The sequence below is a fragment of the Nocardioides luti genome (genome assembly GCF_014212315.1).
In the GTDB taxonomy this organism is placed as follows: domain Bacteria; phylum Actinomycetota; class Actinomycetes; order Propionibacteriales; family Nocardioidaceae; genus Nocardioides; species Nocardioides luti.
In genome coordinates, this window is the sequence record NZ_JACKXE010000001.1 from 3,115,499 (window position 1) to 3,139,872 (window position 24,374).

Genomic DNA, 24,374 nt, shown 5'->3' on the forward strand with positions numbered 1-24,374 from the left:
CCTCTGTAACGCGGTGTCCACGTAGCTGCCGCGGCGCTGCAGCACCGCACGAGTGACGTGGACACCGCGTTACAGCGGCGGGCGTGCCGGCGGGGTACGGCGTGCCGGCCGGCGGGTCAGGCCGGCGCGACCACCAGCGCCGTCGCGATGGCCGCGACTCCCTCACCGCGGCCGGTCAGACCCAGTCCGTCGGTGGTCGTCGCGGAGACGGTGACGGGGGCGCCGACGGCGGCGGAGAGGGCGGCCTCGGCCTCGGCCCGGCGGGGCCCGACCTTCGGGCGGTTGCCGATCACCTGGACGGCCACGTTGCCGATCTCGAAGCCCGCGGCGCGGAGCCGGCGGGCGGTCTCGCCGAGCAGGGCGGCGCCGGACGCACCGGCCCACTCCGGCTCCGACGTACCGAAGTTCGACCCCAGGTCGCCCAGCCCGGCCGCCGACAGCAGCGCGTCGCAGGCGGCGTGCGCGGCGACGTCCGCGTCGGAGTGTCCCTCGAGTCCTCGGGGCTCGTCCGGCCAGGAGAGCCCGGCCAGGAAGAGCGGGACGCCGTCGACGAGGCGGTGGACGTCGGTGCCGACGCCGATCCTCGTTCTGTAAGGACTTGGGTGCACAGCCGTGATCATGCCTGAGTCACACTGGAGCGGTGAGCGCACCCAAGTGGACCTGGTCCCTCGCCGGCCTCGTCGCCGGCGCGGCGGGTCTGGCGACGAGCTTCTTCGTGGCGATGGCGATGACCATCCGCGAGTCGCCGGTGGTCGCCGTGGCGGAGCTCGTCATCCGGCTCACGCCCGGTGCGGTGGCCGAGAAGGTCATCTCGGTGCTCGGCACCAACGACAAGCCGTTCCTCGTCCTGATGGTGCTGCTGCTGACCGGCCTGGTGTTCGCCTGGGCGGGTCGGTTGGCCCAGCGCTCGGTGTGGGCGTCGGCGATCGTCTTCGCCGCCCTCGGGATCCTCGGCGCCGTCGCGGTCGCCCTCCAGCGCGGCACCGGCGTGGTCGACCAGCTGCCGATCCTGGTCGGCTTCGTGACCTGGCTGGTCGCGCTCTCCCTCCTCACGGCGCCGCTGCAGCGGGCCGAGCAGGCCCTCGCCTCGCCTTCGAGCACGGCCGGTACGCCGGCCCGCCCGGCCGCCCACCACCGACGGTCGTTCCTCATCGGTGCCGGGGCGATGGGCGCCGTCGCGCTCGCCGTCTGGTTCGTCGGCGACATCGTCGGCCGCGGTCGCCGCCACGTCGAGGAGACCCGCCGCCTGCTCCGCCTCAACGGCGTCAGCGAGCCGGCCGTCCCCGCCTCCACGCGCGTGGGCGTCGACGGCGTGTCGCCGTGGATGACCCCGACGTCCGACTTCTACCGGATCCACACCGCCATCGTGGTCCCGACGATCGAGCCGTCCGACTGGCAGCTGCGCATCCACGGGATGGTCGACAAGGAGATCGTCCTGAGCTACCAGGACCTGGTCGCCCGGGAGTTCACCGAGGGCTGGATCACCCTCAACTGCGTCTCCAACACGGTCGGCGGCAACCTGGTCGGCAACGCGTGGTGGAGCGGCGTACGCCTCGCCGACATCCTCGCCGAGGCCGGCGTCCAGGACGGCGCCGACGCCGTGCTCCAGACCTCCGACGACGGCTGGACCTGCGGGACCCCGGTCGCCGCCCTCACCGACGACCGCAACGCGATGCTCGCCATCGCGATGAACGGCAAGCCGCTGCCCATCGACCACGGCTTCCCCGTGCGCACGATCGTGCCGGGGCTGTACGGCTACGTGTCCGCCACCAAGTGGGTCGTGGACATGGAGGTCACGCAGTTCAGCAAGATCGCGGCGTACTGGACCGAGAAGGGCTGGGGCGAGAAGGGCCCCGTCAAGATGGCCTCGCGCATCGACGTCCCGCGCGCCGGCGACGAGGTCCCCGCGGGCTCCGTCGCCATCGGTGGTGTCGCGTGGTCGCAGCACACCGGCATCTCGGCCGTGGAGATCGCGTACGACGGCGGCGACTGGCAGCCCGCCGAGCTCGCCGGCGCCCCCACCGATGACGCGTGGGTGCAGTGGAAGGCCGTCGTGGACCTCGAGAAGGGTGACCACGTCGTCCGCGTCCGCGCGACCGACAAGGACGGTCTCGTGCAGACCGGCGTCGAGCGCGACGTCCTCCCCGACGGTGCCACCGGCTGGCACACCGTCGGGTTCACGGTCAACGCCTGACGCGTACCGCCCGACAGGAGGAACTCGGGCGACCCGCCCGAGCCACGCCTGCTACCGTGCCGCGCGGGGGACTTCCTCCTGTCGGCCGGGCCGCTCCGGTTCTCCACAGGCCGTCACCGAGCCCTTTTCGCCTCGTTGATCCTTCGTTAGCGTGCTGGGGTGCCGCCTGGTCGGGGCGGCGTTCCCTCGGGGAAGGAACGAGGTGTGAGGCGCTCTCGGGTGGTGCTGGTCGCGGGTCTGCTCGCCCTGTCGCTGGGGCTGGGTGCGTGCTCGGGCGACCACCCCCAGCCCAAGATCGCCCCGCCCGAGTCCTCCGCGCCGACCTCCGGGTCGCCGTCAGCGGAGCCGGGGCCTGTCGAGCCGACGATGCCGGCCGCGGCGAAGAGACATGACGCTGCCGGGGCGGAGGCGTTCGTGGAGTACTACTGGGAGCTCGTCAACTACGCCCAAGCGACCGGCGAGGTTGCACAGCTCAGGCAGGTCGCGCTTAAGTCTTGTTCCGCTTGCAGCGGCGGACTGCGGGGGATAGTCGATACCTACGAAGCCGGTGGCTCGATCACCGGCGGGGAGATCGAGGTGGTCACAAGACGAGCTTCACCGTTCTCGGCGGGACCCAGGTCCGGCTTCACGGTGACGGTGATAGTCGCGACCACGGCGCAGACCGTCAAGGCCCCGGGCAAGCGGACCAAGCACCTCGACCCCGGCCGAACCAAGATCCAGTTGGTGGTTCAGAGGACGCGCGCTAACTGGATGATCGGTCGCTGGGATGTGCTGACATGACGCGGGGGCGCTTGATCTTGGTGCTGGTGACCGCGATGCTCGCCTGCCTGTTCTCCACACTTGGCAGCGGTAGGGCAGAAGCAGCATGCGGCAGTAGCTCGAGCGGTGGGACGACATCTGCCGGCGCAGGGGCGAACCAATTCATCATCGACGGCCAGACCGCAAATAGTGGATCTGGCTCCTGTTCATCCACTCAAGGAGCAAGCTCCGTGGCGTCCCAGCCGGGGACTTGGCACGAAGAGGTGATGTGCGCGTTCGGTGGGCAAGGTCAATGTCTAGATCCTCAGACCTGCCCTGATGGGACAGCGATGATCCATCAATGGTTCGTCACGGATGCAGGACAGGTCCTGAGTGACGCCTACGTGTGTCCCGCCGAAGGCACCCCTGTAGCTCCGGCCCAGATCACGAACGCACTGGTCCTGCGGGCGCTGCGCCGCATCGACCTCCCGGGCTCGGAGCTGGTGGTGCAGCCGCCGGGCGGGACGACGCTGGTGAACTTCGAGACGAACTTCTACACCGAGCAGGGGGAGTTCACGAGGACGGTGCGGCTGCTCGGTCGCCGGGTGGACCTGCGGATCTGGCCGAGCCGGTTCCGGTGGGAGTTCGGGGACGGTGCGTCGTTGTCGTCGGAGTCGGCGGGGGCGGCGTACCCGGACCTGGAGATCACCCACGACTACGCCCGCAAGGGCGTGGTGAGCCCGAGCGTGGACACGACGTACGCCGCGGAGTTCCGCGTCGACGGGGGACCGTGGCGTCAGGTGACGGGCACGGTCACGATCGCGGGGGCGCCCGCGCAGCTCGAGGTGACCACGGCGCGGCCGGTGCTGGTCGGCACCCGCTGATCCTTCGTCCAGCGTGAGGCGGACCGAACGACGGGAGGTGCCGCTCTCCCTGTCGGCCTGTACGCCGCCGGGGTCGCGGTGTCGTAGGATCCGGCCGAACTGTCTAGACCGGTAGTTCAGACGCCCGCATCCGCGGGTAGGTAGCGCCGGCAACGTCGTTCGGCCGGGGGCCGAAGCGGTACACGTACGTCCGAGGGGGACACCGTCACATGAAGATCTTCGCGGCACTGGCCGCGTCCGTCCTGGCGCTGGGGGTCGGCACGCTCACCGCGTCGCCGGCGAGCGCCCACACACCCGACATCAGTGCGAGCTGCGACGGCGTCCACGTCGGCGCGACGGCGTACGACCCCGCCATGGTGAACCGCTGGTCGGTGACGATCAACGGCAACACGCAGGACGGGACCTTCGCGGACTCGTTCGACCAGACCTTCAACGTGCCGCAGGGGGGCTTCGCGAGCACCTGGTCGGCGTTCGTCGAGGCCGAGGACGGTGACTTCCACTTCGAGAGCTCCGGGACCGTCGGGCCTTGCGGCGGCCCGCCGCCCAAGGTCGACGTGTGCAAGGACCTGCCCGCGGACCAGCCTGTCGGCACGGACTGCACGCAGCCCCCGGACGTGCAGCGCGTCGAGAGCGGTGCGGCCGAGGGATGTGCCGTCGTCCTCGAGGGCACGTCGTACGGCGCCGGCTCGCTGACCTACGACAAGCAGTACACCGACACGTTCCTGTTCAACCTGGTCACCAACACCTGGGACCTGATCACGGACACCTCCCCGAGCGTGGCGAACATCGTCTTCACGCCGTGGAGCATCGCCCAGCAGGTCAAGCACGGCTGCACCAAGCAGTCCACGCAGCCGCCCGCCCTGCACTCGACCAAGAAGAAGACGCGCATCGACTGCGGTGACAACGTCCGGATCACCACGGTCACGACGACCACCACGCCGTACGTCTACGACGACGCGACCAACACCTGGGTCCTCGGTGAGCCCGTCGTGCACGTGAGCACCACCCAGGAGCCGGTCCACGCCGGTGACTGTGCCGGTGGCACCCAGGGTCCCGGCACCAACAACCCGGGCGGCAACGACAGCACCGACGTGGCGCCGGCCCAGGCGCACACCTCCACCAGCGGCCCGCAGGTCCTGCCCGCCTCGGCCCCGGCCCCGCTGCTGCCGTCGTCCACGACGACCGTCCCGAACGCCGCTGACGCGGGTCTCGCCGGCCGTGCGAACGTCCTGGCGGCCGCCGTCACCGCGCCGTTCGCGGCGATCATGCCGACGTCCTCGCCGATGTCGCGCGACGCCGGTCTCGCGACGCTGCTCCTGATGGCCGGCCTGGCCTGCACCGCGGCGGCGTTCCGCACCCGCCTGGCGCCCCGCACCCGGACGCACAAGCACTGATCCACCGCATCGCCGAGTCGGCGTGGACGTCCTCCGGAACGGCCACGCCGACTCGGCATTTCGGGGCAGGTCCGCGCCGGCCCGGCTACCAGTTGGTGGGGGTGCCTCCGGGCAGCGGGTGCGCGTCGTCGGTGATCACGTAGGCCAGCCCGCCCGAGCGCGGCAGCCAGGCGTTCTCGAACTGACCGCGGTCGTAGGTCCGCCGGACGCCGGCCCGGCGCTGCGCGGCCGGGTCGTTGACGACCACGTCGCCGGACGCCGTGAAGCCGACGACGACGACCAGGTGCCCGTTCGTGGAGGAGATCGGGGCGCCGGTCAGCTCGCCGGGGCCGAACGAGATCGACGCGACGACCGGGATGCCCGCCACGACGAACGCCTCCGCCTCGCGCAGCGACCGCAGCCGCGTCACGAAGGCGTGCCCGGCCAGCGGGGCGGCGTACGCCGTGTTGAAGGGCCAGTTCCCCGTGCCCTCGTACGCCGTGTCGTAGGTCGCCCGCGCGGCCTGGTCGACCCACGGGTCGACGTGGCCCTGCGGCACCCAGGCCGAGGCCGTGGCCGGGGGCAGCGCGTCGTAGTAGGCCAGCACCATCGAGGTCGACGTGGGCGAGCACCAGGCCTCGCCCCCGCCGCCGTACTCCGTGTAGTCGCCGTCGTGCACCATCTGCGACATCCGCGGCACGTCGAGCACCACGCCGCGCGCCGCGCGGCCCGGGCGGGACGTCGTCACCGACGAGACCGTCGGCAGCCGCGAGGCCATCGCGCCGATCGTGTCGACGGTCGGGCTCGCTGACGAGGCGCCGGTGCGGCGCATCAGCGAGACCCGCAGCTGCCACGACGTGAGGCCGGCGGCGTCGCGCGCCCGCCAGGTGTCCACCGCCACGTCGGCGAGGTCGTCGGACTGACCGGCGACGGAGGTCCGCCGCACGAACCGGTCGCCGGAGGCCCACCGGCCGAGCGAGTCCCAGCTCGACGTCGAGCCCGCCGCCGACCGGCCGCGCACCTCGACCTCGATCCGGCTGTTGCGGGGCGTCGTCGCCGACCAGGACGACACGAGCTCGGTCAGGCCGAAGCCGGGGGAGACCCACGGCGAGGACCAGCGCCCCACGTCGTACGTCGTCCCGCCGTAGCGCCGCTGCGCGACGGGTGCCCCGGGCGCGAGCGCGAGCCGACCGGCCGTGGTGACGCGGGTGCCGGCCGGGGTTCCGGTGCCCAGCTCGTCGACGGTGTCCCACTGCGTGTAGGTGATCGGCCGGGCCGCGGCCCGGCTCTCACCAGGAGCGACGGAGGCCGCCGCCGGCGCGGCGGAGGCACCGGCAGGCGCGGTGAGACCCAACGGGATCGCGAGCACGGCGGCCAGAGCGGGGGCGAGGGCGGCGGTGAGAGGGCGGCGCACGCGAGGAACGGTACGCGTGAAACGCCACTTCCGCCCCAGGAGTCACAGGATCCGACGATGCGGAGCGCAGACCGTTACGCCTCTAGAATCACCCGGGTGACCTTCAGGCTCTTCGACACCGCGACCCGCGAAGTCCGTGACTTCGTCCCCCTCGAGGAGGGGAAGGCCGGCCTCTACGTCTGCGGTCTCACGGTCCAGAGCGAGCCCCACGTCGGTCACGTCCGCTCGGCCGTCAACTTCGACGTGCTCCAGCGCTGGCTGCGCCACACCGGCCACGAGGTGACGTTCATCCGCAACGTCACCGACATCGACGACAAGATCCTCACCAAGGCCGCCGAGCAGGGCCGCCCCTGGTACAACCTCGCCTACGTCATGAAGGGCGAGCTCGACAAGGCGTACGCCGCCCTGAACGTCGCCCCGCCGACGTACGAGCCCGCCGCCACCGGCCACGTCCCCGAGATGATCGAGCTGATCGGCACGCTGATCGGCCGCGGGCACGCCTACGCCGCCGAGGACGGCTCCGGCGACGTCTACTTCGACGTGCGGAGCTGGCCGCAGTACGGCGAGCTGACCCGTCAGGGCATCGACGACATGGAGGCCGCGGAGGACGCGGACCCGCGCGGCAAGCGCGACCCCCGCGACTTCGCGCTGTGGAAGGGCTGGAAGAAGGCCACCGAGCCCGAGACCGCCGCCTGGCCGAGCCCGTGGGGCCCCGGTCGCCCCGGCTGGCACATCGAGTGCTCGGCGATGGCCGGCAAGTACCTCGGCCACGCCTTCGACATCCACGGCGGCGGCGTCGACCTGCGCTTCCCGCACCACGAGAACGAGCAGGCCCAGTCCCGCGCCGCGGGGCACCCCTTCGCGTCGTACTGGATGCACAACGCATGGATCACCACCGCCGGCGAGAAGATGAGCAAGTCGCTCGGCAACTCGCTGCTGATCCCCAACGTGCTGGAGCGCTTCCGCGGCATCGAGCTGCGCTACTACCTCGTCGCCGCGCACTACCGCAGCCACGTCGAGTTCAGCTTCGAGGCGCTGGAGGAGGCCGCGGTCGGCTTCCGCCGGATCGAGGGCTTCCTCGAGCGCGCCTCCGAGGTGCTCGGCGGTCTCGGAGCGGGCTCCGACGCGACCCCCGCCGGGATGCCGTGCGCCGACTTCGTCACCGCGATGGACGACGACCTCGGCACGCCCGCGGCCGTCGCCGCGATCCACGAGGTCGCCCGTGAGGGCAACAAGCTGCTCGCGGCCGGCGACTCGGCCGCGCTCCGCGGCACCGCCGGCTCGGTGCTGGCCATGCTCGACGTCCTCGGCCTCTCGCCGTACGACGTCGCGTGGACCAGCGAGGCCGGCAAGAACGACCAGAAGCTCACCGCCGCCGTGGACGCCCTCGTCCGCGGCCTGCTCGACCAGCGCGCCCAGGCGCGCGCGGCGAAGGACTTCGCCGCCGCCGATGCGATCCGCGACCAGATCAAGGCCGCGGGCATCGAGGTCGAGGACACCCCGAACGGACCCAAGTGGTCACTGGAAGCAGGCAACAACTGATGGCTGGCAACTCGCAGCGCAAGGGCGCGATCAAGAAGAGCGGCAAGGGCAACCCCACCGTCGGCTCCGGCGGCCGGGTCCGTCGCGGGCTCGAGGGCCGCGGCCCGACGCCCAAGGCCAAGGACCGCCCGAACCACAAGGTCTACAAGCAGGTCAACAAGGTCGACAAGTCCGCCGCCGCCCGCCCGAAGCGGCGCGCGACCGGGCACACCGACGCCGAGTGGATCGCCGGGCGCAACTCCGTCGTCGAGGCGCTGCGCGAGGGGGTGCCGGTGACCGGGGTGTACGTCGCCGAGGGCGCCGAGCGCGACGGCCGCCTGCGCGAGGCCTTCAAGCTGGCCGCCGAGAAGGGGCTCACGCTCCTCGAGGTCACCCGCAACGAGATGGACCGGATGACCAGCGGGGCCGTGCACCAGGGCCTGGCCGCGCGCATCCCGTCGTACGAGTACGCCCACGCCGACGACCTCATCGGCTTCGCCGAGGCGAACGGCGAGCAGCCGCTGATCGTCGCGCTCGACCAGGTCACCGACCCGCGCAACCTCGGTGCCGTCGTGCGCAGCGCGGCCGGCTTCGGCGCCCACGGCGTCGTGATCCCGGAGCGCCGCGCGGCCGGCATGACCGCCAGCGCGTGGAAGACCAGCGCCGGCGCGGCCGCCCGGATCCCGGTGGCCCAGACGGTCAACATGGTCCGCCAGCTCAAGGCCTACCAGGACGCCGGCTGCATGGTCGTCGGCCTCGCGGCCGACGGCGACGTCGCGCTGCCGGACTTCGAGCTGGCCGACGGCCCGCTCGTGCTCGTGGTCGGCTCCGAGGGCAACGGCCTCTCGCGCCTGGTCGCCGAGACCTGCGACCAGCTGCTGTCGATCCCGATGGCCAACCAGTTGGAGTCGCTCAACGCCGGGGTGGCCGCGTCGGTGACGCTCTACGCGATCGCCCAGGCGCGCGCCTGATCGTGCGCCCGACCCTGCGGCGCGCGACGGTGCTCCGCGCCACGGCGTACGCCGCGGTGTGGCTGCTGGTCACGCTCGCGGCGTTTCCGCTGCTGTTCCTGGTGAGCAGCCGCACCGTGGTGCTGGCCAGCCACGACGCGGTGCTGCGGCCGAACCTGACCGGCCAGGTCGTGGTGCACACCGGTCCGGTCCTGCCGGACTTCCGCCGCGACTCCGGGCACCGGATCGGGGTCGACATCCGGCTCGGCAAGACCGAGGCGCAGTCGACCGACGAGCTGGTTCAGCGCTACGCCTACATCGCCAGCCAGCCCGAGGGGCAGGTCGCGAAGGTGCGCGAGGCGCTGGCGGACATGGCGTACGCCGCCGCCGTCCGGGCCGCGGTGATCGGCCTGCTCCCGGTCCTGGTCTGGCTGCTCGTCGGGCGGCGTCGTCGCCGCGAGCTGCTTGTCCGCAGCCGCAGCCCCGGCGGGCTCGTCGCGGCCGCGACGGTCGCACTGCTGGTGATCGGCGTGTGGGAGCCGTGGACCGACGAGGAGGACACCGTCGAGGAGCAGCGGCCCTGGACGTCGCTGGCCACCTTCTTGGGCCCGGAGGTCCGGCTGCCCGACGAGGTGCAGGGCATCGAGGTGCGCGGCGACGTGACCACCCAGCAGACCCGTCGCCTGGTCGAGAGCGCGATCGCGACCTACGACAAGAGCAAGCAGTTCTACGCGACCGCCGCCCGCCAGGCCGCGAACCTCGGCCTCCGCGTGCCCGAGCCCGGCGACACCGTCGTCACGCTGGTCTCCGACCGGCACGACAACATCGGCATGGACGCCGTGGCGCGCGCGATCGGCGACGCCGGCGGTGCGACGGCGACCTTCGACGCCGGTGACGACACGTCCTCGGGCAAGAGCTGGGAGGCGTTCTCCCTCGACTCCGTCACCGCCGCCTTCGACGACCTCGACCGCTGGGGCGTCGCCGGCAACCACGACAACGGCACGTTCGTACGCCGCTACCTCGCCGACCGCGGCTGGCGGATGCTCGACGGCGAGGCCGTGGACGGGCCGGGCGGCAGCACCCTGCTCGGCGTCGACGACCCGCGTGCGAGCGGTCTGGGCGCGTGGCGCGAGGAGACCGGGCTCAGCTTCGAGGAGGTCGGCAGCCGGCTCTCCGACGTCGCCTGCGACAGCGACGAGCGGGTCGCCACGATCCTCGTCCACGACGCCAACCTCGCCCGCGAGGCGCTCGCCCGCGGCTGCGCGGACCTGGTGGTCGGCGGCCACCTCCACGTGCAGGTCGGCCCCACGCGCGTCGTCGGCAGCAACGGCGAGGCGGGGTACTCCTACACCACCGGCACGACCGGCGGCGCGGCGTACGCCATCGCCGTGGGGAGCAAGCCCAAGCGCGAGGCCGAGGTCACGCTGATCACCTACCGCGACGGCCGACCGGTCGGGCTGCAGCCGGTGACGCTGCAGACCAACGGGGTCTTCGAGGTCGGGGACTACGTCCCGCTGCACCTCGCCGGCGACGCTCAGAAGTAGTCGCGGATGTGCACCCGGCGCCCGCCCAGGAGGGCGTCGAGCGTCGCGTCGTGGTGGTCGGGGCCGGTGAGGTGGCCGGCCAGCCGCAGGCTGCCGCAACCCTGCGCGCCGGCGTAGGCCAGCGCGAGGCCCTGCGGCGTGAAGGTCGGTACGCCGTCGGGCGCGTCGACCCGCTCGCAGCGGGTGGGACCGCCGGCGGGCGCGGTCACCAGGCGGTAGTCGCCGTCGAGCATCCCTAGCGGGTCGCCCGCGACCGCGAAGGTGACGTCGGCGTCGATGCCGAACGCGCGGGCCGTGAAGGCGCCGGCGACGTCGAGCACGCGCAGCATGTAGGACCGCGACTCGACCAGCCGCCACCCGGCCGTCGGGAGCACCAGCCGCGCGACGTCGTCGCCCGAGGTCTCGAGGTGCACGTGGCCGGTCACCGCGCCGAACGAGCCGAGGACCCGCCACAGCGCCCGCGTCGCGTCCGCGGTCAGCCCGAGCAGGTCGCTCACCTCGATCGTCGACGTGGCGTCGTACCCCTGACCGCGGTCCCAGCTCGCGAAGCCCACGACCTTGCCGTCCTCCTCCGCCAGCGTGACGCCGGTGAACGAGTCGACGAACTCCTCGGCGTCGGCCGCGAACGACGGCCCGCTGCGGGTGAGCGGCCCGTTCTGCGCCGCCGCCCAGGTGTCGTAGACGTGCCGCACGGCGTCGAAGTCGGCGGTGGTCGCCCGGCGCACGGTCGTCCGCTCGGGTCGCCGGACCCGCTCGAGGTCGGCGGTGCGGATCTCGACGGTGTCCTTGGCGCCCACGACCTCGTAGCCCAGCCCGCGGTAGATCCCCGGCGCCGTCGGGAACAGCGTCGAGACGACCTCGCCGCTACCCGCCGCCTCCACGAGCAGCTCGCGGAGCAGCGGGGCCAGCAGGCCGTCGCCGCGGTGCTCGGCGACGACCGTCACGCCCGCCACCCCGCACGTCGCGACCCGGGCGCCGCCGAACCAGGAGTGGAACTCCCGCCCCACCACCCGCGCCAGCAGCCGGTCCCCCTCGAAGGTGCCCCAGGTGTGCCGCCCCGGCGCGACCGAGCCGGCCGGCGTCGGCGGCGTCGCCCCGGCCGGCATCACCCCGAAGGCCTCGCCGCCCAGCTTCAGCGACTGCTCGAAGTCCTCGACGGTCAGGTGGCGGGTGGTGCGGCTCGTGCGGGCGGGTGCGGGATCGGGCGAGACCATGGGCGCAACGTACCGGGCGCGGCAGCCACCGCCCACCGGGATTCCGGCGGTTCCTAGGACGTCCTACGATCGAGCCATGGCCACCACCGTCGACCGACTGCTGCCCACCGACGAGGCCGAGGCGCTCCTGGAGCTGACCCGGCAGATCGCGACCAAGGAGCTGGCGCCGCAGGTCGCCGAGCTCGAGGAGCAGGGCACCTTCCCTGCGGAGGCCTACGCCCTGCTCGGCAAGTCGGGGCTGCTGAGCCTCCCGTTCGCCGAGGAGCACGGCGGCGGCGCGCAGCCCTACGAGGTCTACCTCCAGGTCGTCGAGGAGATCGCGACGGCGTGGCCCAGCGTCGGCGTCGGCACCAGCGTGCACTCGCTGACCGCGTCGGTCGTCGCGGCCAACGGCAGTTCCGAGCTGTGCGCGACGTGGCTGCCGCGGATGCTGTCGGGCGACTGGCTCGGCGCCTACTGCCTCTCCGAGCCGCAGGCCGGCTCCGACGTGAGCGGCATCCGGACCAAGGCGGTGCGGGACGGCGACGCGTACGTCGTCACCGGCACCAAGCAGTGGATCAGCAACGGCTCCTGCGCCGACTACTACATCCTCTTCGCCCGGACCTCCGAGGACGCCAAGCGCGGCCTCTCGGCGTTCGTCGTCCCGGCCGACACGGCCGGGATGAGCTTCGGCGCCCCCGAGAAGAAGATGGGGCTGGCCTGCGACGTCACCACCCAGGTGCTCTTCGACGGTGCCCGGATCCCCGCCGACCAGCTGATCGGCGAGGAGGGCGCCGGCATGAAGGTCGCGCTCTCCGCGCTCGACGCCGGTCGTCTCGGCATCGCCGCGGTCGCCACGGGCATCGCCCAGTCGGCGCTGGCCCACGCGGTCGCGTACGCCGGGGAGCGGCGGCAGTTCGGGCAGGCGATCGGCCAGTTCCAGGGCCTGCAGTTCCTGCTCGCCGACATGGCCGCGGACGTCGAGCGCGCGCGGGCGACGTACCTCCACGCCGCCCGCCTCAAGGACGCCGGCCGTCCCTTCTCCCGCCAGGCCTCGATCGCCAAGCTCACCGCCACCGACGCCGCCATGAAGGTCACGACCGACGCGGTCCAGGTGCTCGGCGGCAACGGCTACACGCGCGACTACCCCGTCGAGCGGCTCTTCCGCGACGCCAAGGTGACCCAGATCTTCGAGGGCACCAACCAGATCCAGCGCATGGTGATCGGGCGCGACCTCCTCCGCTGACGCCCGCCCCCTCCCTCGGCGACCGGAAAGCCGGACATGTGTCCGGCGTCACCTTCTTCCGCATGCCTCGTTGAGAACTAGTACGTGTTCTAGAAACGTTGCGCGGAGGGAACCATGCTCGAGCGTCGTGTGCGTCCGGACCGTCGGGGAGCGACCCGTCGGGGGTCGCTCGCCCTGTCCGCGGGGGTGGCGGTGCTGTCCCTGGTGCTCGCCGCCTGCGGCTCCCAGCTCGACCCCGGCACGGTGGCGCAGGTCAACGGCGGCGCGGCCGGTGCGCAGGGCGGCACGGTGCCCGGCGGCGACGGCTCCGGCACCCAGGCCGACGGGACCGCCCCCGGCAGCACCGGCGGCGGCGCCGGCAGCAGCACGACCGGCGGTGGCGGCACCACCGGCGGTGACGGCGGCGGGGGCGGCGGCAGCGCCCCGACCGGCGACGGCGCCAATGCGCCGACCGGCCAGACCAAGGCGGGCGGCTGCGACGGCTTCAAGAACGGCCCCGGCATCACCGACTCCACGATCACGATCGGCAACTCCTCCGACATCTCCGGCCCGGTGCCCGGCCTCTTCGAGCAGAGCCAGGACGCGGTCAAGGCGTACGTCGCCTACTTCAACCAGACCAGCGACATCTGTGGCCGCAAGCTGGCCCTCAAGGCCTACGACAGCCGCACCGACGCCTCGGCCGACCAGCAGGCCTACACCAAGGCCTGCGACGAGACCTTCGCGATGGTCGGCTCGATGTCGGCCTTCGACTCCGGCGGCGCCGGTGCCGCCGAGGGCTGCGGCCTGCCGGACATCCGCACCGCCGCCGTCACCGGCGACCGGGACTCCTGCGGCACCTGCTTCGGCGCCCAGTCGACCAACGCCGCCGAGTTCGAGAACGCCGTCCCGGACTACGTGAAGAAGAACTTCCCCGACGCCGCGGCCCACGCCGCGATGCTCTACATCAACGCGGGCGCGGCGGCCGAGAACGGCAAGATCCAGGCCGAGGCGATGGGCCGGCGCGGGATGCACTTCGACTACGTGCAGGGCATCGACGTCTCGGAGTTCAACTACGCGCCGTACGTCCAGCAGATGAAGGACAAGGGCGTGAACTACGTCCAGATGATCGCGTCGCCCGCGCAGTTCGTCCGCCTCGCCCAGGCGATGCAGCAGCAGGGCTTCGACCCCGACGTCTTCATGCTCGACCCCACGGCGTACAGCCCCGACTACGTCGAGAACGGCGGCGACGCCGCCGAGGGCACCACGGTGTTCGTGAACTTCACGCCGTTCGAGGAGGCCTCCAGCAACAAGGAGGAGCAGCTCTACCTCTCCTGGCTCCAGCAGGTGAAGCCCGGCGCCAAGCCCGGCTTCTTCGGCCTCTTCGCGTGGTCCGCGGCGCGGCTCTTCGTCCAGCAGGCCACGGCGCTGGGCGGCAAGCTGACCCGCGACGCGATGGTCCAGAGCGTCAGCAAGGTCGACGACTGGACGGCCAACGGCCTGCACTCGCCGCAGCACGTGGGGTCCAAGCACACCGGCGACTGCTGGCGCTTCCTGCAGCTCAAGGGCGGGAAGTGGACGCCGGTCGGCGGCACGAAGTACGCCTGCAACGGCGTCACGACGGTGAACTGAGACCGCCATGAGCTCGCTGCTGTCCTTCACGATCCTGGGTCTCTTCACCGGGGCGGCGTACGCCATCGCCGCGAGCGGCCTCGTGCTGACCTACACCACCACGCGGGTCTTCAACATCGCGCACGGGGCGTTCGGCATGGTCATGGCCTTCACGTTCTGGGACTTCAGCCAGCGCCAGGGCATGCCGACGTGGCTGGCGCTCGTCCTCGTGCTCGGGGTGGTGGCGCCCGGCACCGGCTGGTTCATCCAGCGGTTCGTCACCCGCGGGCTCGGCGAGGGCCCGGTCAGCGTGGCGCTCGTCGTCACCGTCGGTCTGTTCGTCGGCTGCATCGGGCTGGCCCAGCAGATCTGGCCGCCGGCGGCGCGCACCGTGCCGCCCTTCCTGCCCGCCAGCGGCTTCCAGGTCGGCGGCACCTACGTCACCGCGCACCAGGTGATCACGATCGTGCTGTCCGTCGTGGTCGCGCTGCTGCTCTACCTCCTGCTCAACCGCACCCGCATCGGCACGGCCATGCGCGCCTCGGTCGACAACCCCGAGCTGCTCAAGCTCTTCGGCGGCAAGCCGCAGCAGGTCGCCTCGCTCTCGTGGGCGATCGGCACCTCGCTCGCGGCGCTCGCCGGCATCCTGCTCGTGCCGATCATCGGGCTCGACTACTACGCCCTCACGCTGCTCGTCATCAACGCGTACGCCGCCGCGATGCTCGGCCGGCTCAAGAGCCTGCCGCTCACCTTCGTCGGCGCGATGGGGCTCGGGATCCTGCAGTCCTTCGCGGTGGCCTACCTGCCGACCCAGGGCGCGCTCTCCAACATCCGGGCCGTCGTCCCGGCGCTGTTCCTCTTCGTGGTGATCGTGCTGATGCCGCAGGCGCAGCTCCGCATCGGCCAGGTCAAGGGCATCGTCTCCGCGCCGCTGCCGTCGCTCACCCGGGCGCTGGGCTGGGGTGCCGCGCTCGTCGTCCTCGCGGCGCTGCTCGCGGCCGGCTTCTCGCAGGCCAACCTGCTGCTGGTCGGCACCGCGGCGACGTACGCCATGGTGATGCTGTCGCTGGTCCTGCTCACGGGGTACGGCGGCCACGTCTCGCTCGCGCAGTTCACGTTCGCCGGGGTCGGCGCGCTGGCCTACGCCAAGCTCGACCAGCCGAACCTCTACGGGCTGCTGCTCTCCGCGCTGATCGCCGCGGCCGTCGGCGCCCTGGTGGCGCTGCCGGTGCTCAGGCTGACCGGGCTCTACCTCGCGCTCTCGACGCTCGCCTTCGGCGTGCTGATGGACAAGATGATCTTCCAGGCCGACTACGCCTTCGGCTACAACGGCACCGTCAAGGCCGACCGGCTCTCGATCCTCGGGGCCTCGATCGACTCGACGGGCGCCTACGTCGTGGTCATGGTCGGGTTCTTCGTGCTGATGGGGCTGGGCCTGCTGGCGCTGCGTCGCGGGGCGCTCGGCCGGCTGCTGATCGCGATGCGCGACAGCCCGCAGGCCTGCGGCACCCTCGGCCTGGACCTGCGCTGGTTCCGCGTCGGGCTCTTCGGTGTCTCGGCCGGGATGGCCGGGCTGGCGGGCGGCCTCTTCGCGGGGCTGCGCGGCACCATCGGCGCCGCCGACTTCCAGTTCTTCAACAGCCTGCCGCTGCTGCTCCTCGCGGTCGTCTTCGGCGTCACCTCCGTGACCGGGGCCGCGCTCGGCGGCGTCGGCCTGATGCTGCTGCCGGTCTTCCAGAGCGGCAACCCGTCCCTGGCGGGCGCGATCTTCGCGGTCATCGGCTTCGGCGCCGTCGCGCTCGGTCGCGACCCCAACGGTCTCGCCAACCTGGTCTTCGGGCTGGGACGCCGGCTCGACCGCCGCTTCGGCGACGACCTGCGGGCGCGGATCCCGCTGGTGGGCGCCCGGGGGACCGCACCGGCCGCCCCCGGGTCCGACGGCTCCGTCGAGGTGCCGCTGAGCCGGATCGAGGGCCGAGCCCCTGCTCCCGCCCCGGTCCCCGCCACCGCGCCCGTCCCCGGCCCCGCGAAGGAGGTGCCCGCCCATGTCGCTCCTTGAGATCGACGACGTCGTCGTGCAGTTCGGCGGCGTGACCGCCGTGGACGGTGCGTCGTTCGCCGCCGGGGCGGGCCGGATCACCGGGCTGATCGGCCCGAACGGCGCCGGCAAGACGACCTGCTTCAACGTGATCAGCGGGCTGCAGCGCCCCACCAAGGGAGCCGTCCGCTTCGACGGCCGGACCGTCACCTCGATGCCGGTGCACCGCCGCTCCAAGCGGGGGATGGGGCGCACCTTCCAGCGGCTCGAGGCGTTCGGCTCGCTGAGCGTCCGCGACAACGTCCGGGTCGCCTTCGACATCCACCGCGGGGTGACCGGCCTGGTGCGACCCGCCGCCGCGAACGTCGACGCCCTCCTCGAGCGGGTCGGCATCGCGGCGTACGCCCGGGAGCGCGCCGACGCCATCCCCACCGGCACCGCCCGCCTGCTCGAGCTGGCCCGCTGCCTGGCCGGCGACCCGAAGATGCTGCTGCTCGACGAGCCGTCCTCGGGCCTCGACGAGGCCGAGACCGACGCGTTCGGCGAGCTGCTCGCCGGTCTCGCGGCCGAGGGTCGCGGGATCCTCATGGTCGAGCACGACATGGACCTGGTGATGACGGTCTGCGACGAGATCCACGTCCTCGACTTCGGGCGCGTGATCGCCTCGGGGGCGCCCGCCGACATCCGCTCCGACCGGCGGGTCCAGGAGGCCTACCTCGGCTACTCCGAGGACGCCGCCGACGACGCCGAGGCCTCGACCGGGGACGCCGACCCGGCCGACACCCGCCACGACCTGCCGCCGGTCGCGGCCGAGCTCTCGGAGGTGCCGCGATGAGCGTCCCGATCCTCGAGGTCGTCGACCTCCACGCGGCGTACGGCCGGATCGAGGTGCTGCGCGGCGTCGACCTCGCCGTCCCCAAGGGCGCGGTGATGGCGCTGCTCGGGCCCAACGGCGCCGGCAAGTCGACGCTGGTCAAGGTGATCAGCGGCCAGAAGGCCGCGACCTCCGGCGACATCCACCTCGGCGGCGTGCACGTGCAGGGCGCCGCGCCGGAGGAGCTGTCGCGGCTCGGCCTCTGCACCGTCCCCGAGGGCCGCTCGGTCTTCCCGAACCTCACGGTCGAGGAGAACCTCACGCTGATGTCGTACGCCGGGGTGTCGGCCGGCGCGGTGCTCGAGACGGCGTACTCCTACTTCCCGCGGCTGCACCAGCGCCGCACCCAGCTCGCCGGCACCATGTCCGGCGGTGAGCAGCAGATGCTCGCGATGTCGCGGGCGCTCGCATCCGACCCGGCGCTGCTGCTGCTCGACGAGCTGTCGATGGGGCTGGCGCCGCTGATCGTCGACGAGCTCTACGAGACCGTCGCCCAGATCGCGCAGAGCGGCGTCTCGATCCTCTGCATCGAGCAGTTCGCGCGCACCGCCCTGCGCGTGTCCGACTACGCGGCGGTGATGAGCGGCGGCCGGATCGTCGCCACCGGCGAGCCGGCCGAGATCCTCGCCACCATGTCCGACGTCATCCTCGGAGGAGCAGCATGACCAGCACCAGGACCACCTCGCAGCGGTTCGTCCGCTCGCTCGCTGCCACCGCCGTCGTCGGCGTGATGCTGCCGGTCGCGGCCGCTGCTCCCGCCCGGGCGGAGGGTGGTGGCGACGCGCCGTACGCCGGCTTCAGCACCGAGGCCGTCGCGACCCCCGTCAAGATCGAGGTCTACGAGCCGACCATCCCGGTCCCGGCGACGCCCCAGGCGGAGCTGAGCCTGGGCTACTCCAAGGTCGCCGCCGACACCGGCAGCTCGGCCGGGCGCGCGAGCTACCTGTGGCCCGGCGACGCGGTCGGCGAGGGCTTCAAGACGATCGTCGAGAACCTCGGCCTCCCGCAGGAGGTCAGCGGCCCGCTGGCGGAGGGCGGCTACCCGTTCCAGGTGAACTCGACGTACCCCTCCGGCGAGAACAGCCAGGCCGACGAGCCGTTCCCGGGCATGGTGATGCGCACGTCGTCGGGGGAGAGGACGACCTCCGCGCAGACCGGCTACTCGACGAACTGCCAGGTCGACGACGGCGGCTCGGGCTCGGGTGACGGCGGGGGTGGCACGCCCGGCGTGCCCGGTCTCCCGCCGCTGCCGGGTCTTCCCGGACTCCCGGGGGCGGGCAGATCGGGCGGCTCCAGTGCCGCCGACGCCGCCGCGGCGCTGCTCGGAGGCGGTACGACGAGCGCGTCGGGCAAGCACAGCGGCAAGTCGGCCCAGGAGGAGAAGGCGTCGTGCCAGCTGCCGGCCGAGCTCGCCGCGCTGGTCGACTTCGGCGGGTACGCCTCCACCAGCACCTCCACGAACACCGGCTCGAAGGTCGGCGCGACCTCGAAGGCGCACCTCGCCGACATCGACCTGCTCGGCGGTGTCATCACGATCTCCGACGTGCACGCGCAGGCGCTCACCACCAGCAACGGCCACCGGACCAAGCCCTCGGGCGGGTCGGGCTACGGCACCCTTGCGATCGCGGGGCAGGAGTTCACGATCGGGCCCGACGGCATCCACGCGGCCGGCCAGTCCCAGCCGATCCCGGGTCTCCCGGACGACCCGGCCAAGGCCCTCGAGCAGCTCGGGATCACGATCACGGTGCCGAAGCCGGCGTACGAACGCGACGGTGACCAGGCCACCAGCCAGGTGGCCGCGCTGGTGGTCCAGCTCGACACCAAGCAGCTGCGCAGCAAGCTCGACGGCGTCCCGTTCGACGAGATCGTCGGCGCCGTGCCGGACGAGGCCGGCCAGCTCAAGAGCCTCCTCGGCGCCCTCGTGCACCTGTCGCCGCGGTTCGTGGTCACCCTGGGTGACGTGACCAGCCTGGTCGACACCGTGCAGGCCCTCGAGACCACGCCGCCCAGCACGCCGGACGACCCCGCCTCGACGAACCCGTCCGGTGGCGACGGCGCCGGCGGCAGCACCACCGGTGGCGCCACCGCCCCCTCGGCCGGTGCTCCCGCTGCGCCGGGTGGCGACGCCCCCGCCGGTGACGGCGCGGACGGCGACCTGACCGACGCCGCCCCCGCGGCGGCCGGCCTGCCCCCGTTGTTCTCGATCCCGGGCGTCCTGCTCGTGGGTGGCATCGCCCTGGCCGCCGTGGGGGGCAGCTACTTCCGCAAGATCGGCGCCCTGGCCCTCGGTGGCACCGGCGCCTGCCCGCACGGCCTCGACAGCGGCCTGCCCGACCTCCGAAAGGCCTGATCCCGATGTCCACGACCTCGTCCGCCCCGGCCACGACTGCCGCTCCCGCCGCCCCGGCCTCCCGCACCACGCCGCTGCCCCGGGCCGGCAGCCGCGGCGGCTCGGGCGCCGCCCCGCTCAAGGACAACCACGCCCAGCTGCTCCAGGTCGTGCTGTTCTGGGCGGGCGCGATCCTGCTGCCGCTCGGCCTCGTCGTCATCGTGCTGGGGTGGTACGGCGCGGCCAACACGCCCTACCAGTACGACCAGCTGTCCTACCTCGTCTCCGGCGGCCTGCTCGGCCTCGGGCTCACCTTCGCGGGCGGGTTCCTGTACTTCGGCGCCTGGCTCGCCCGGATCGCCGCCGACGGCCGCGAGTCCTCCAAGCGCCTCGCCGACACCCTCCTCGTGCTCGCCGACGTGACCTCGCGCGCGGCCGCCCAGGCCGACAACGGCGTCGACGTCTCCGCCCTGCCGGTCACCGCCGGCGACGGCACCACGATGCACCGCCGCGACTGCTCCCTCGTCGCCCACCGCGCCGACCTCGCCCCCGTCGGCGAGGACAACGGCCACCTCACCGCCTGCCGCGTCTGCCGCCCGTAACCCGCCGAGTCGGCGCGTCTGCAGATCCTGGAGGTGCCGAGTCGGCGCATCTGCAGATCCTGGAGCGCCGAGTCGGCGCATCTGCAGATGGCACCGGGACATCCGCGTCGAGTCGAGGGTGAGTTTCTGCAGTAGCGCCGACTCGGCGGTCCGCACGTCTGCAGTAGCGCCGACTCGGCGGTCCGCACGTCTGCAGTAGCGCCGACTCGACGGGCTCAGGAGTCCAGCAGGTCGGGGTCCGGGTCCTCGTCGGCGGCGGCCACGGCCTCCTCGGGCTTCTGCGCGAGGACGTTGTAGATGTAGTCGCGGGCGGTGTCGAAGATGTCGACCATGGTGCCGGCGCGCTCGGAGAGATACCACCGGTGCACGAGGATCTCGTGGAAGATCTCGGCCGGCTCGAGCTTGCCGCGCGCCTCGGGCGGCACCATCGCCATGAGCGGCTCGTAGATCTTCGTCAGCCAGCGGTTGGCCACCAGGGCGCGGTCCTCGCGGCCGAGGTCGAAGTGCGCCGCGAACGCCGCGATGTCGTTGAGCAGCCGCCGCGCCTGGGCGTCCTCGACGTTCAGGCCGGTCAGCGCCTGCAGCTCGCGCTGGTGGTGGCCGAGCTCGACGACGCGCGGCTGGATGCGCACCTGGTCGCCGTCGAAGTCGGTGACGATGTCGATCTCCTCGACGTCGAAGCCGAGGTCGTTGAGCCGCTCGATGCGCTGCTCGATCCGCCACATCTCCTCGGTCGAGAACTCCTCCTCGGCGGTGAGCTCGTCCCACAGCGCGTGGTAGCGGTCGGCGAGCATCTCGACGATCTCGTGCGCCTGCACCTCGGCGTCGAGGGACTCGCTGGCCTGCAGATCGAGCAGCTCGGCGAAGACGTTCTCGGTCGCGACGGTGAGGTCGTACTCCCGCATGCTCGCGGACAGGCTGGACTTGAGCTCGCCGGTCTCGGCGTCGACGAGGTACGCCGCGAAGCCGCCCGCGCTGCGCCGGAAGAGCACGTTCGAGAGCGACACGTCACCCCAGTAGAAGTCCGCCAGGTGCAGCCGCACCAGCAGCACCACCATCGCGTCGATCAACGACGGCAGGTTGTCGGCGGTCAGCCCGTGCGAGAACAGGCTGCGGTAGGGCAGCGAGAAGCGCAGGTGCTCGGTCATCAGCGCGGCCGGCAGCTCCTCGTCGTCGTCGTCCTCACGACCGGTCACGACGCCCTGCGGCACGACGGCGGGCAGGCCGAGCCGCTGCAGGTCGCGCAGGAGGCGGTACTCCCGGAAGGCGATCTCCTCGACGGTCTCCTTCACGGCGTACGTCCGGTCGTGCAGCCGCACGATCCGCACGACGTGCCGCGACAGGCCGCGGGGGAGCGGGACGAGGAAGTCGTCGCTCCACTCCTCGAGGGGGAGGTTCCACGGGAGGGTGACGATCGCCGGGTCCGGCCGGCTCGCGACGATCCGGAGTGCCATGCGCAGCAGCGTAGTGGTGCCGGTGGTCGACGTCAGGGCGGTGTCAGAGCCGCCAGACCCCGAACGTCGCACCCGCGCAGGCCGGGATCGTGACGACGCCGTCGATCGAGGTCAGCGCCTCGTCGGCGAGCAGCGGCGTGCCGTCGACGAAGCCGAGCGGGCCGGCGGGCAGGTCGATGTGGACGCCGGCGTCGCGCCGCGCGGCCACCAGCAGCGAGCCGGACGGGTGCTCGCGGACGAAGACCAGCGCGTCCTCGTCGACGTGCGCCCAGCGCAGACCGCCGCGGCGCAGGGCGTCGTGCTCGGTGCGCAGCCGCGCGAGCGAGGCGTACGTCGCGAACGTCTCGCCGTCCCACGTCTCCGGGCGATCCCACGGCATGGTGCGCCGCGAGTCCTCGCCGAGCACGCCCTCGAGGCCGATCTCGTCACCGGCGAAGACCATCGGGACGCCGGGCAGCGTGAACTGCAGGCCGGCGGCCACCCGGTGCGCGGCGCCGGAGCCGGTGACCGTGCGGATCCGGGCGCTGTCGTGCGAGCCGAGGATGTTCCACGACTGCGAGGAGGCGCGCCAGCCGTAGCGCGCCTGCCACTCGCGCAGCGTCCGCTGCACCGCCGGGCCGCCGCGGCGGGGCACCTGCACCGGCCGGCCGAAGGCACGGGCCTGGGAGTCCGGGTCGCGCAGCCACGACCACACCGGCCAGGAGAAGCCGGAGTAGTTCATCGTGCCGTGCCAGCCGTCGCCGTCGAGGTCGCCCGAGGCGTCGTGGTTGTGCTCGCCGATCACGAGCGGGTCCGGTCGCTCGGCGTCGGCGGTGCGGCGCACGGCGCGGGCGACGTCGTGGTTGACGTCGAGCATCCCGAGCCGCCCGGTCATGTTGGCGACGTCGATGCGCCAGCCGTCCACGTCGTACGGCGGGCGCAGCCAGCGCGCCACGACGCTGTCACTGCCCTCGACCATCGCGGCGCGCAGGCCCGGGTCGGCGAGGTTGAGCTTGGGCAGGGTGCCGTGGCCCATCCAGCACTCGTAGCTGCCGTCGTGGCCGAAGTAGTACCAGCTGCGGGTCGGCGAGGCCGGGTCCCGCGAGGCCGAGACGAACCACTCGTGGGTGTCGCCGGTGTGGTTGGTCGTGAGGTCGCCCAGCAGCCGCATGCCGCGCTCGTGCACCGCCGTCGACAGGCGGGCGTAGGCGTCGTCGCCGCCGAGCAGCGGGTCGACGCCGTCGAAGGTCGAGGCGTTGTAGCGGTGGTTGCTCTCGCCCGGGAAGACCGGGGTCGTGTAGAGGATCGTCGCGCCGACCTCGGTCACGTGGTCGAGGTGCTCGGTCAGGCCGTCCAGGTCGCCGCCGAAGAGCTGCAGCGGGGTGTGCGGGTCGGAGCCCTCGAAGACGACCTCGTCGTCCCACCCGGCCGGCACCGCCCAGGCCGGCGTCGGCCGCTCGTCGGCGGCCGCGGAGCGCGCGAAGCGGTCCGGGAACACCTGGTAGACCACGCCGTCGCGCCCCCAGTCCGGCGCCGCCGCGTGCGAGGTGATCCGGTAGTCGAAGGCGTCCGGCGGGTCGTGCGCCACGATGCCGGCACCGGTCAGCCAGCGCTGGTCGCCGTGCTCGTCGGCGAGCAGGAAGCGGTAGTGCGTCACCGGGTTGTGCACCGGCAGCGTGCCCTCCCACCAGACGCTGTGCTCGTCGTGCGCGACGACGGCGCAGGCGTGGTACGTCGGCTCCGCGTCGTACGTCGTGCGGATCCAGACCGCCTCGACCGGGTCGCCGGCCCAGGTGCGGACCCGCACCGGGACGGCCCAGCCGAGCGTGGGCACCTCCTGGTCGACGTACGTCGGGGAGCCGTCGTGGTGGGGCTCGTGCAGGAGGCTCATCGGGGGCTCCGTGGGTGATCGGGGGCGGGGGTGCCGGAAGGAGGCGCGGTCGTCGCGCCGGGCTCGAGGAGGACGGCGCCGCGGCCGCGGGCGGCGACCTCGTCGTCGGGGTTGGTCAGGGCACAGGTGCGCAGGCTCAGGCAGCCGCAGCCGATGCAGCCGTCGAGGGTGTCGCGCAGCCGCTCGAGGCGCTCGATCTGCTCGTCGAGGCGAGGCCGCCAGGCCCGGCTGAGCCGGGTCCAGTCGGCCTTGGTGGGGGCGTGGTCGGCGGGCAGGGTCGCCAGGGCGTCGGCGATCTCGTCCAGGCTGAGCCCCACCTGCTGGGCGGTGCGAATGAACGCGACCCGGCGCAGCGCCGCCTGCGGGTAGCGCCGCTGGTTGCCCGAGGTCCGCTCCGAGGCCAGCAGCCCGCGGGACTCGTAGAACCGGATCGCCGACGTCGCCACCCCGGCGCGCTCGGCCAGGTGGCCGATGGTCAGGGCGGACATGGGGTCAAGGGTTCCGTCACCTCAACCGAACTTCAAGTCGGGGCCCGCACCTAGAACACGTTCTAGTTCGACTGG

The 24,374-nt window shown here is 72.7% G+C and carries 20 protein-coding genes; 14 read left to right on the forward strand and 6 right to left on the reverse strand.

The annotated features are described in order from the left end of the window. Positions 1-116: 116 nt before the first annotated feature. Positions 117-620, reverse strand: a complete 504-nt coding sequence (gene ispF / locus H5V45_RS14785) for a 2-C-methyl-D-erythritol 2,4-cyclodiphosphate synthase (protein WP_185253631.1) — start codon at positions 618-620, stop codon at positions 117-119. A 20-nt stretch (positions 621-640) separates the two neighbouring features. Here ispF and H5V45_RS14790 point away from each other — a divergent pair, with 20 nt between their 5' ends. The 4 genes from H5V45_RS14790 to H5V45_RS14805 all read left to right on the forward strand — a co-directional run bounded on the left by H5V45_RS14790 (position 641) and on the right by H5V45_RS14805 (position 5,210). After that, on the forward strand, positions 641-2,194 hold the full coding sequence (locus tag H5V45_RS14790; RefSeq protein ID WP_343061575.1) for a molybdopterin-dependent oxidoreductase: 1,554 nt from the start codon (positions 641-643) through the stop codon (positions 2,192-2,194). Between the two features lie 219 nt (positions 2,195-2,413). Next, entirely contained in the window at positions 2,414-2,974 is a 561-nt protein-coding gene (locus H5V45_RS14795; protein WP_185253632.1) for a DUF6318 family protein, read from the forward strand. A gap of 362 nt (positions 2,975-3,336) precedes the next feature. Continuing rightward, a complete protein-coding gene (locus H5V45_RS14800; RefSeq protein WP_185253633.1) occupies positions 3,337-3,816 on the forward strand; it encodes a hypothetical protein in 480 nt (159 codons plus the stop codon). Between the two features lie 209 nt (positions 3,817-4,025). After that, the gene (locus tag H5V45_RS14805; RefSeq protein ID WP_185253634.1) at positions 4,026-5,210 is read left to right on the forward strand and encodes a hypothetical protein; all 1,185 of its coding nucleotides are present in this window, start codon (positions 4,026-4,028) and stop codon (positions 5,208-5,210) included. A gap of 85 nt (positions 5,211-5,295) precedes the next feature. Here H5V45_RS14805 and H5V45_RS22710 read toward each other — a convergent pair whose 3' ends face one another. Next, positions 5,296-6,603, reverse strand: a complete 1,308-nt coding sequence (locus H5V45_RS22710; RefSeq protein ID WP_185253635.1) for a C39 family peptidase — start codon at positions 6,601-6,603, stop codon at positions 5,296-5,298. 96 nt (positions 6,604-6,699) lie between these two features. On the opposite strand from H5V45_RS22710, the gene cysS reads away from it, so the two are divergent. Genes cysS through H5V45_RS14825 form a run of 3 tightly spaced genes read left to right on the forward strand, consistent with a single transcriptional unit; the run spans position 6,700 to position 10,618 of the window. Next, positions 6,700-8,145 (forward strand): cysteine--tRNA ligase, encoded by a 1,446-nt coding sequence (gene cysS, locus H5V45_RS14815; protein ID WP_185253636.1) that lies wholly within the window; start codon positions 6,700-6,702, stop codon positions 8,143-8,145. Then, entirely contained in the window at positions 8,145-9,095 is a 951-nt protein-coding gene (gene rlmB, locus H5V45_RS14820) for a 23S rRNA (guanosine(2251)-2'-O)-methyltransferase RlmB (protein ID WP_185253637.1), read from the forward strand. The genes cysS and rlmB overlap by 1 nt, the downstream gene beginning before the upstream one ends. Before the next feature lie 2 nt (positions 9,096-9,097). After that, positions 9,098-10,618, forward strand: a complete 1,521-nt coding sequence (locus H5V45_RS14825; RefSeq protein ID WP_343061576.1) for a metallophosphoesterase — start codon at positions 9,098-9,100, stop codon at positions 10,616-10,618. On the opposite strand, the gene H5V45_RS14830 is transcribed toward H5V45_RS14825, so the two are convergent. Beyond that, positions 10,609-11,832 (reverse strand): GNAT family N-acetyltransferase, encoded by a 1,224-nt coding sequence (locus H5V45_RS14830; protein ID WP_185253638.1) that lies wholly within the window; start codon positions 11,830-11,832, stop codon positions 10,609-10,611. The genes H5V45_RS14825 and H5V45_RS14830 overlap by 10 nt on opposite strands. A gap of 76 nt (positions 11,833-11,908) precedes the next feature. On the opposite strand from H5V45_RS14830, the gene H5V45_RS14835 reads away from it, so the two are divergent. From H5V45_RS14835 to H5V45_RS14865, 7 genes are all read left to right on the forward strand, one after another. Continuing rightward, a complete protein-coding gene (locus tag H5V45_RS14835; protein WP_185253639.1) occupies positions 11,909-13,057 on the forward strand; it encodes an acyl-CoA dehydrogenase family protein in 1,149 nt (382 codons plus the stop codon). A 114-nt stretch (positions 13,058-13,171) separates the two neighbouring features. Next, a complete protein-coding gene (locus tag H5V45_RS14840; RefSeq protein ID WP_185253640.1) occupies positions 13,172-14,665 on the forward strand; it encodes an ABC transporter substrate-binding protein in 1,494 nt (497 codons plus the stop codon). A gap of 7 nt (positions 14,666-14,672) precedes the next feature. After that, complete coding sequence (locus H5V45_RS14845) at positions 14,673-16,703, forward strand: branched-chain amino acid ABC transporter permease (RefSeq protein WP_185253641.1); 2,031 nt, start codon at positions 14,673-14,675, stop codon at positions 16,701-16,703. Continuing rightward, positions 16,690-17,517, forward strand: a complete 828-nt coding sequence (locus H5V45_RS14850) for an ABC transporter ATP-binding protein (RefSeq protein WP_185253642.1) — start codon at positions 16,690-16,692, stop codon at positions 17,515-17,517. The genes H5V45_RS14845 and H5V45_RS14850 overlap by 14 nt, the downstream gene beginning before the upstream one ends. Next, complete coding sequence (locus H5V45_RS14855) at positions 17,514-18,221, forward strand: ABC transporter ATP-binding protein (RefSeq protein WP_185253643.1); 708 nt, start codon at positions 17,514-17,516, stop codon at positions 18,219-18,221. Before H5V45_RS14850 ends, H5V45_RS14855 begins: the two co-directional genes overlap by 4 nt. Then, entirely contained in the window at positions 18,218-19,906 is a 1,689-nt protein-coding gene (locus H5V45_RS14860) for a choice-of-anchor P family protein (protein ID WP_185253644.1), read from the forward strand. The genes H5V45_RS14855 and H5V45_RS14860 overlap by 4 nt, the downstream gene beginning before the upstream one ends. Positions 19,907-19,911: 5 nt before the next feature. Then, on the forward strand, positions 19,912-20,487 hold the full coding sequence (locus H5V45_RS14865) for a hypothetical protein (RefSeq protein WP_185253645.1): 576 nt from the start codon (positions 19,912-19,914) through the stop codon (positions 20,485-20,487). Between the two features lie 215 nt (positions 20,488-20,702). Here H5V45_RS14865 and H5V45_RS14870 read toward each other — a convergent pair whose 3' ends face one another. Genes H5V45_RS14870 through soxR form a run of 3 tightly spaced genes read right to left on the reverse strand, consistent with a single transcriptional unit; the run spans position 20,703 to position 24,299 of the window. Then, positions 20,703-21,941: a DUF4032 domain-containing protein gene (locus H5V45_RS14870; protein ID WP_185253646.1), complete on the reverse strand. Its 1,239-nt coding sequence runs from the start codon at positions 21,939-21,941 to the stop codon at positions 20,703-20,705. A gap of 43 nt (positions 21,942-21,984) precedes the next feature. Next, entirely contained in the window at positions 21,985-23,811 is a 1,827-nt protein-coding gene (locus H5V45_RS14875) for a glycoside hydrolase family 13 protein (RefSeq protein WP_185253647.1), read from the reverse strand. After that, on the reverse strand, positions 23,808-24,299 hold the full coding sequence (soxR, locus tag H5V45_RS14880) for a redox-sensitive transcriptional activator SoxR (RefSeq protein WP_185253648.1): 492 nt from the start codon (positions 24,297-24,299) through the stop codon (positions 23,808-23,810). The genes H5V45_RS14875 and soxR overlap by 4 nt, the downstream gene beginning before the upstream one ends. Between the last annotated feature and the right edge of the window lie 75 nt (positions 24,300-24,374).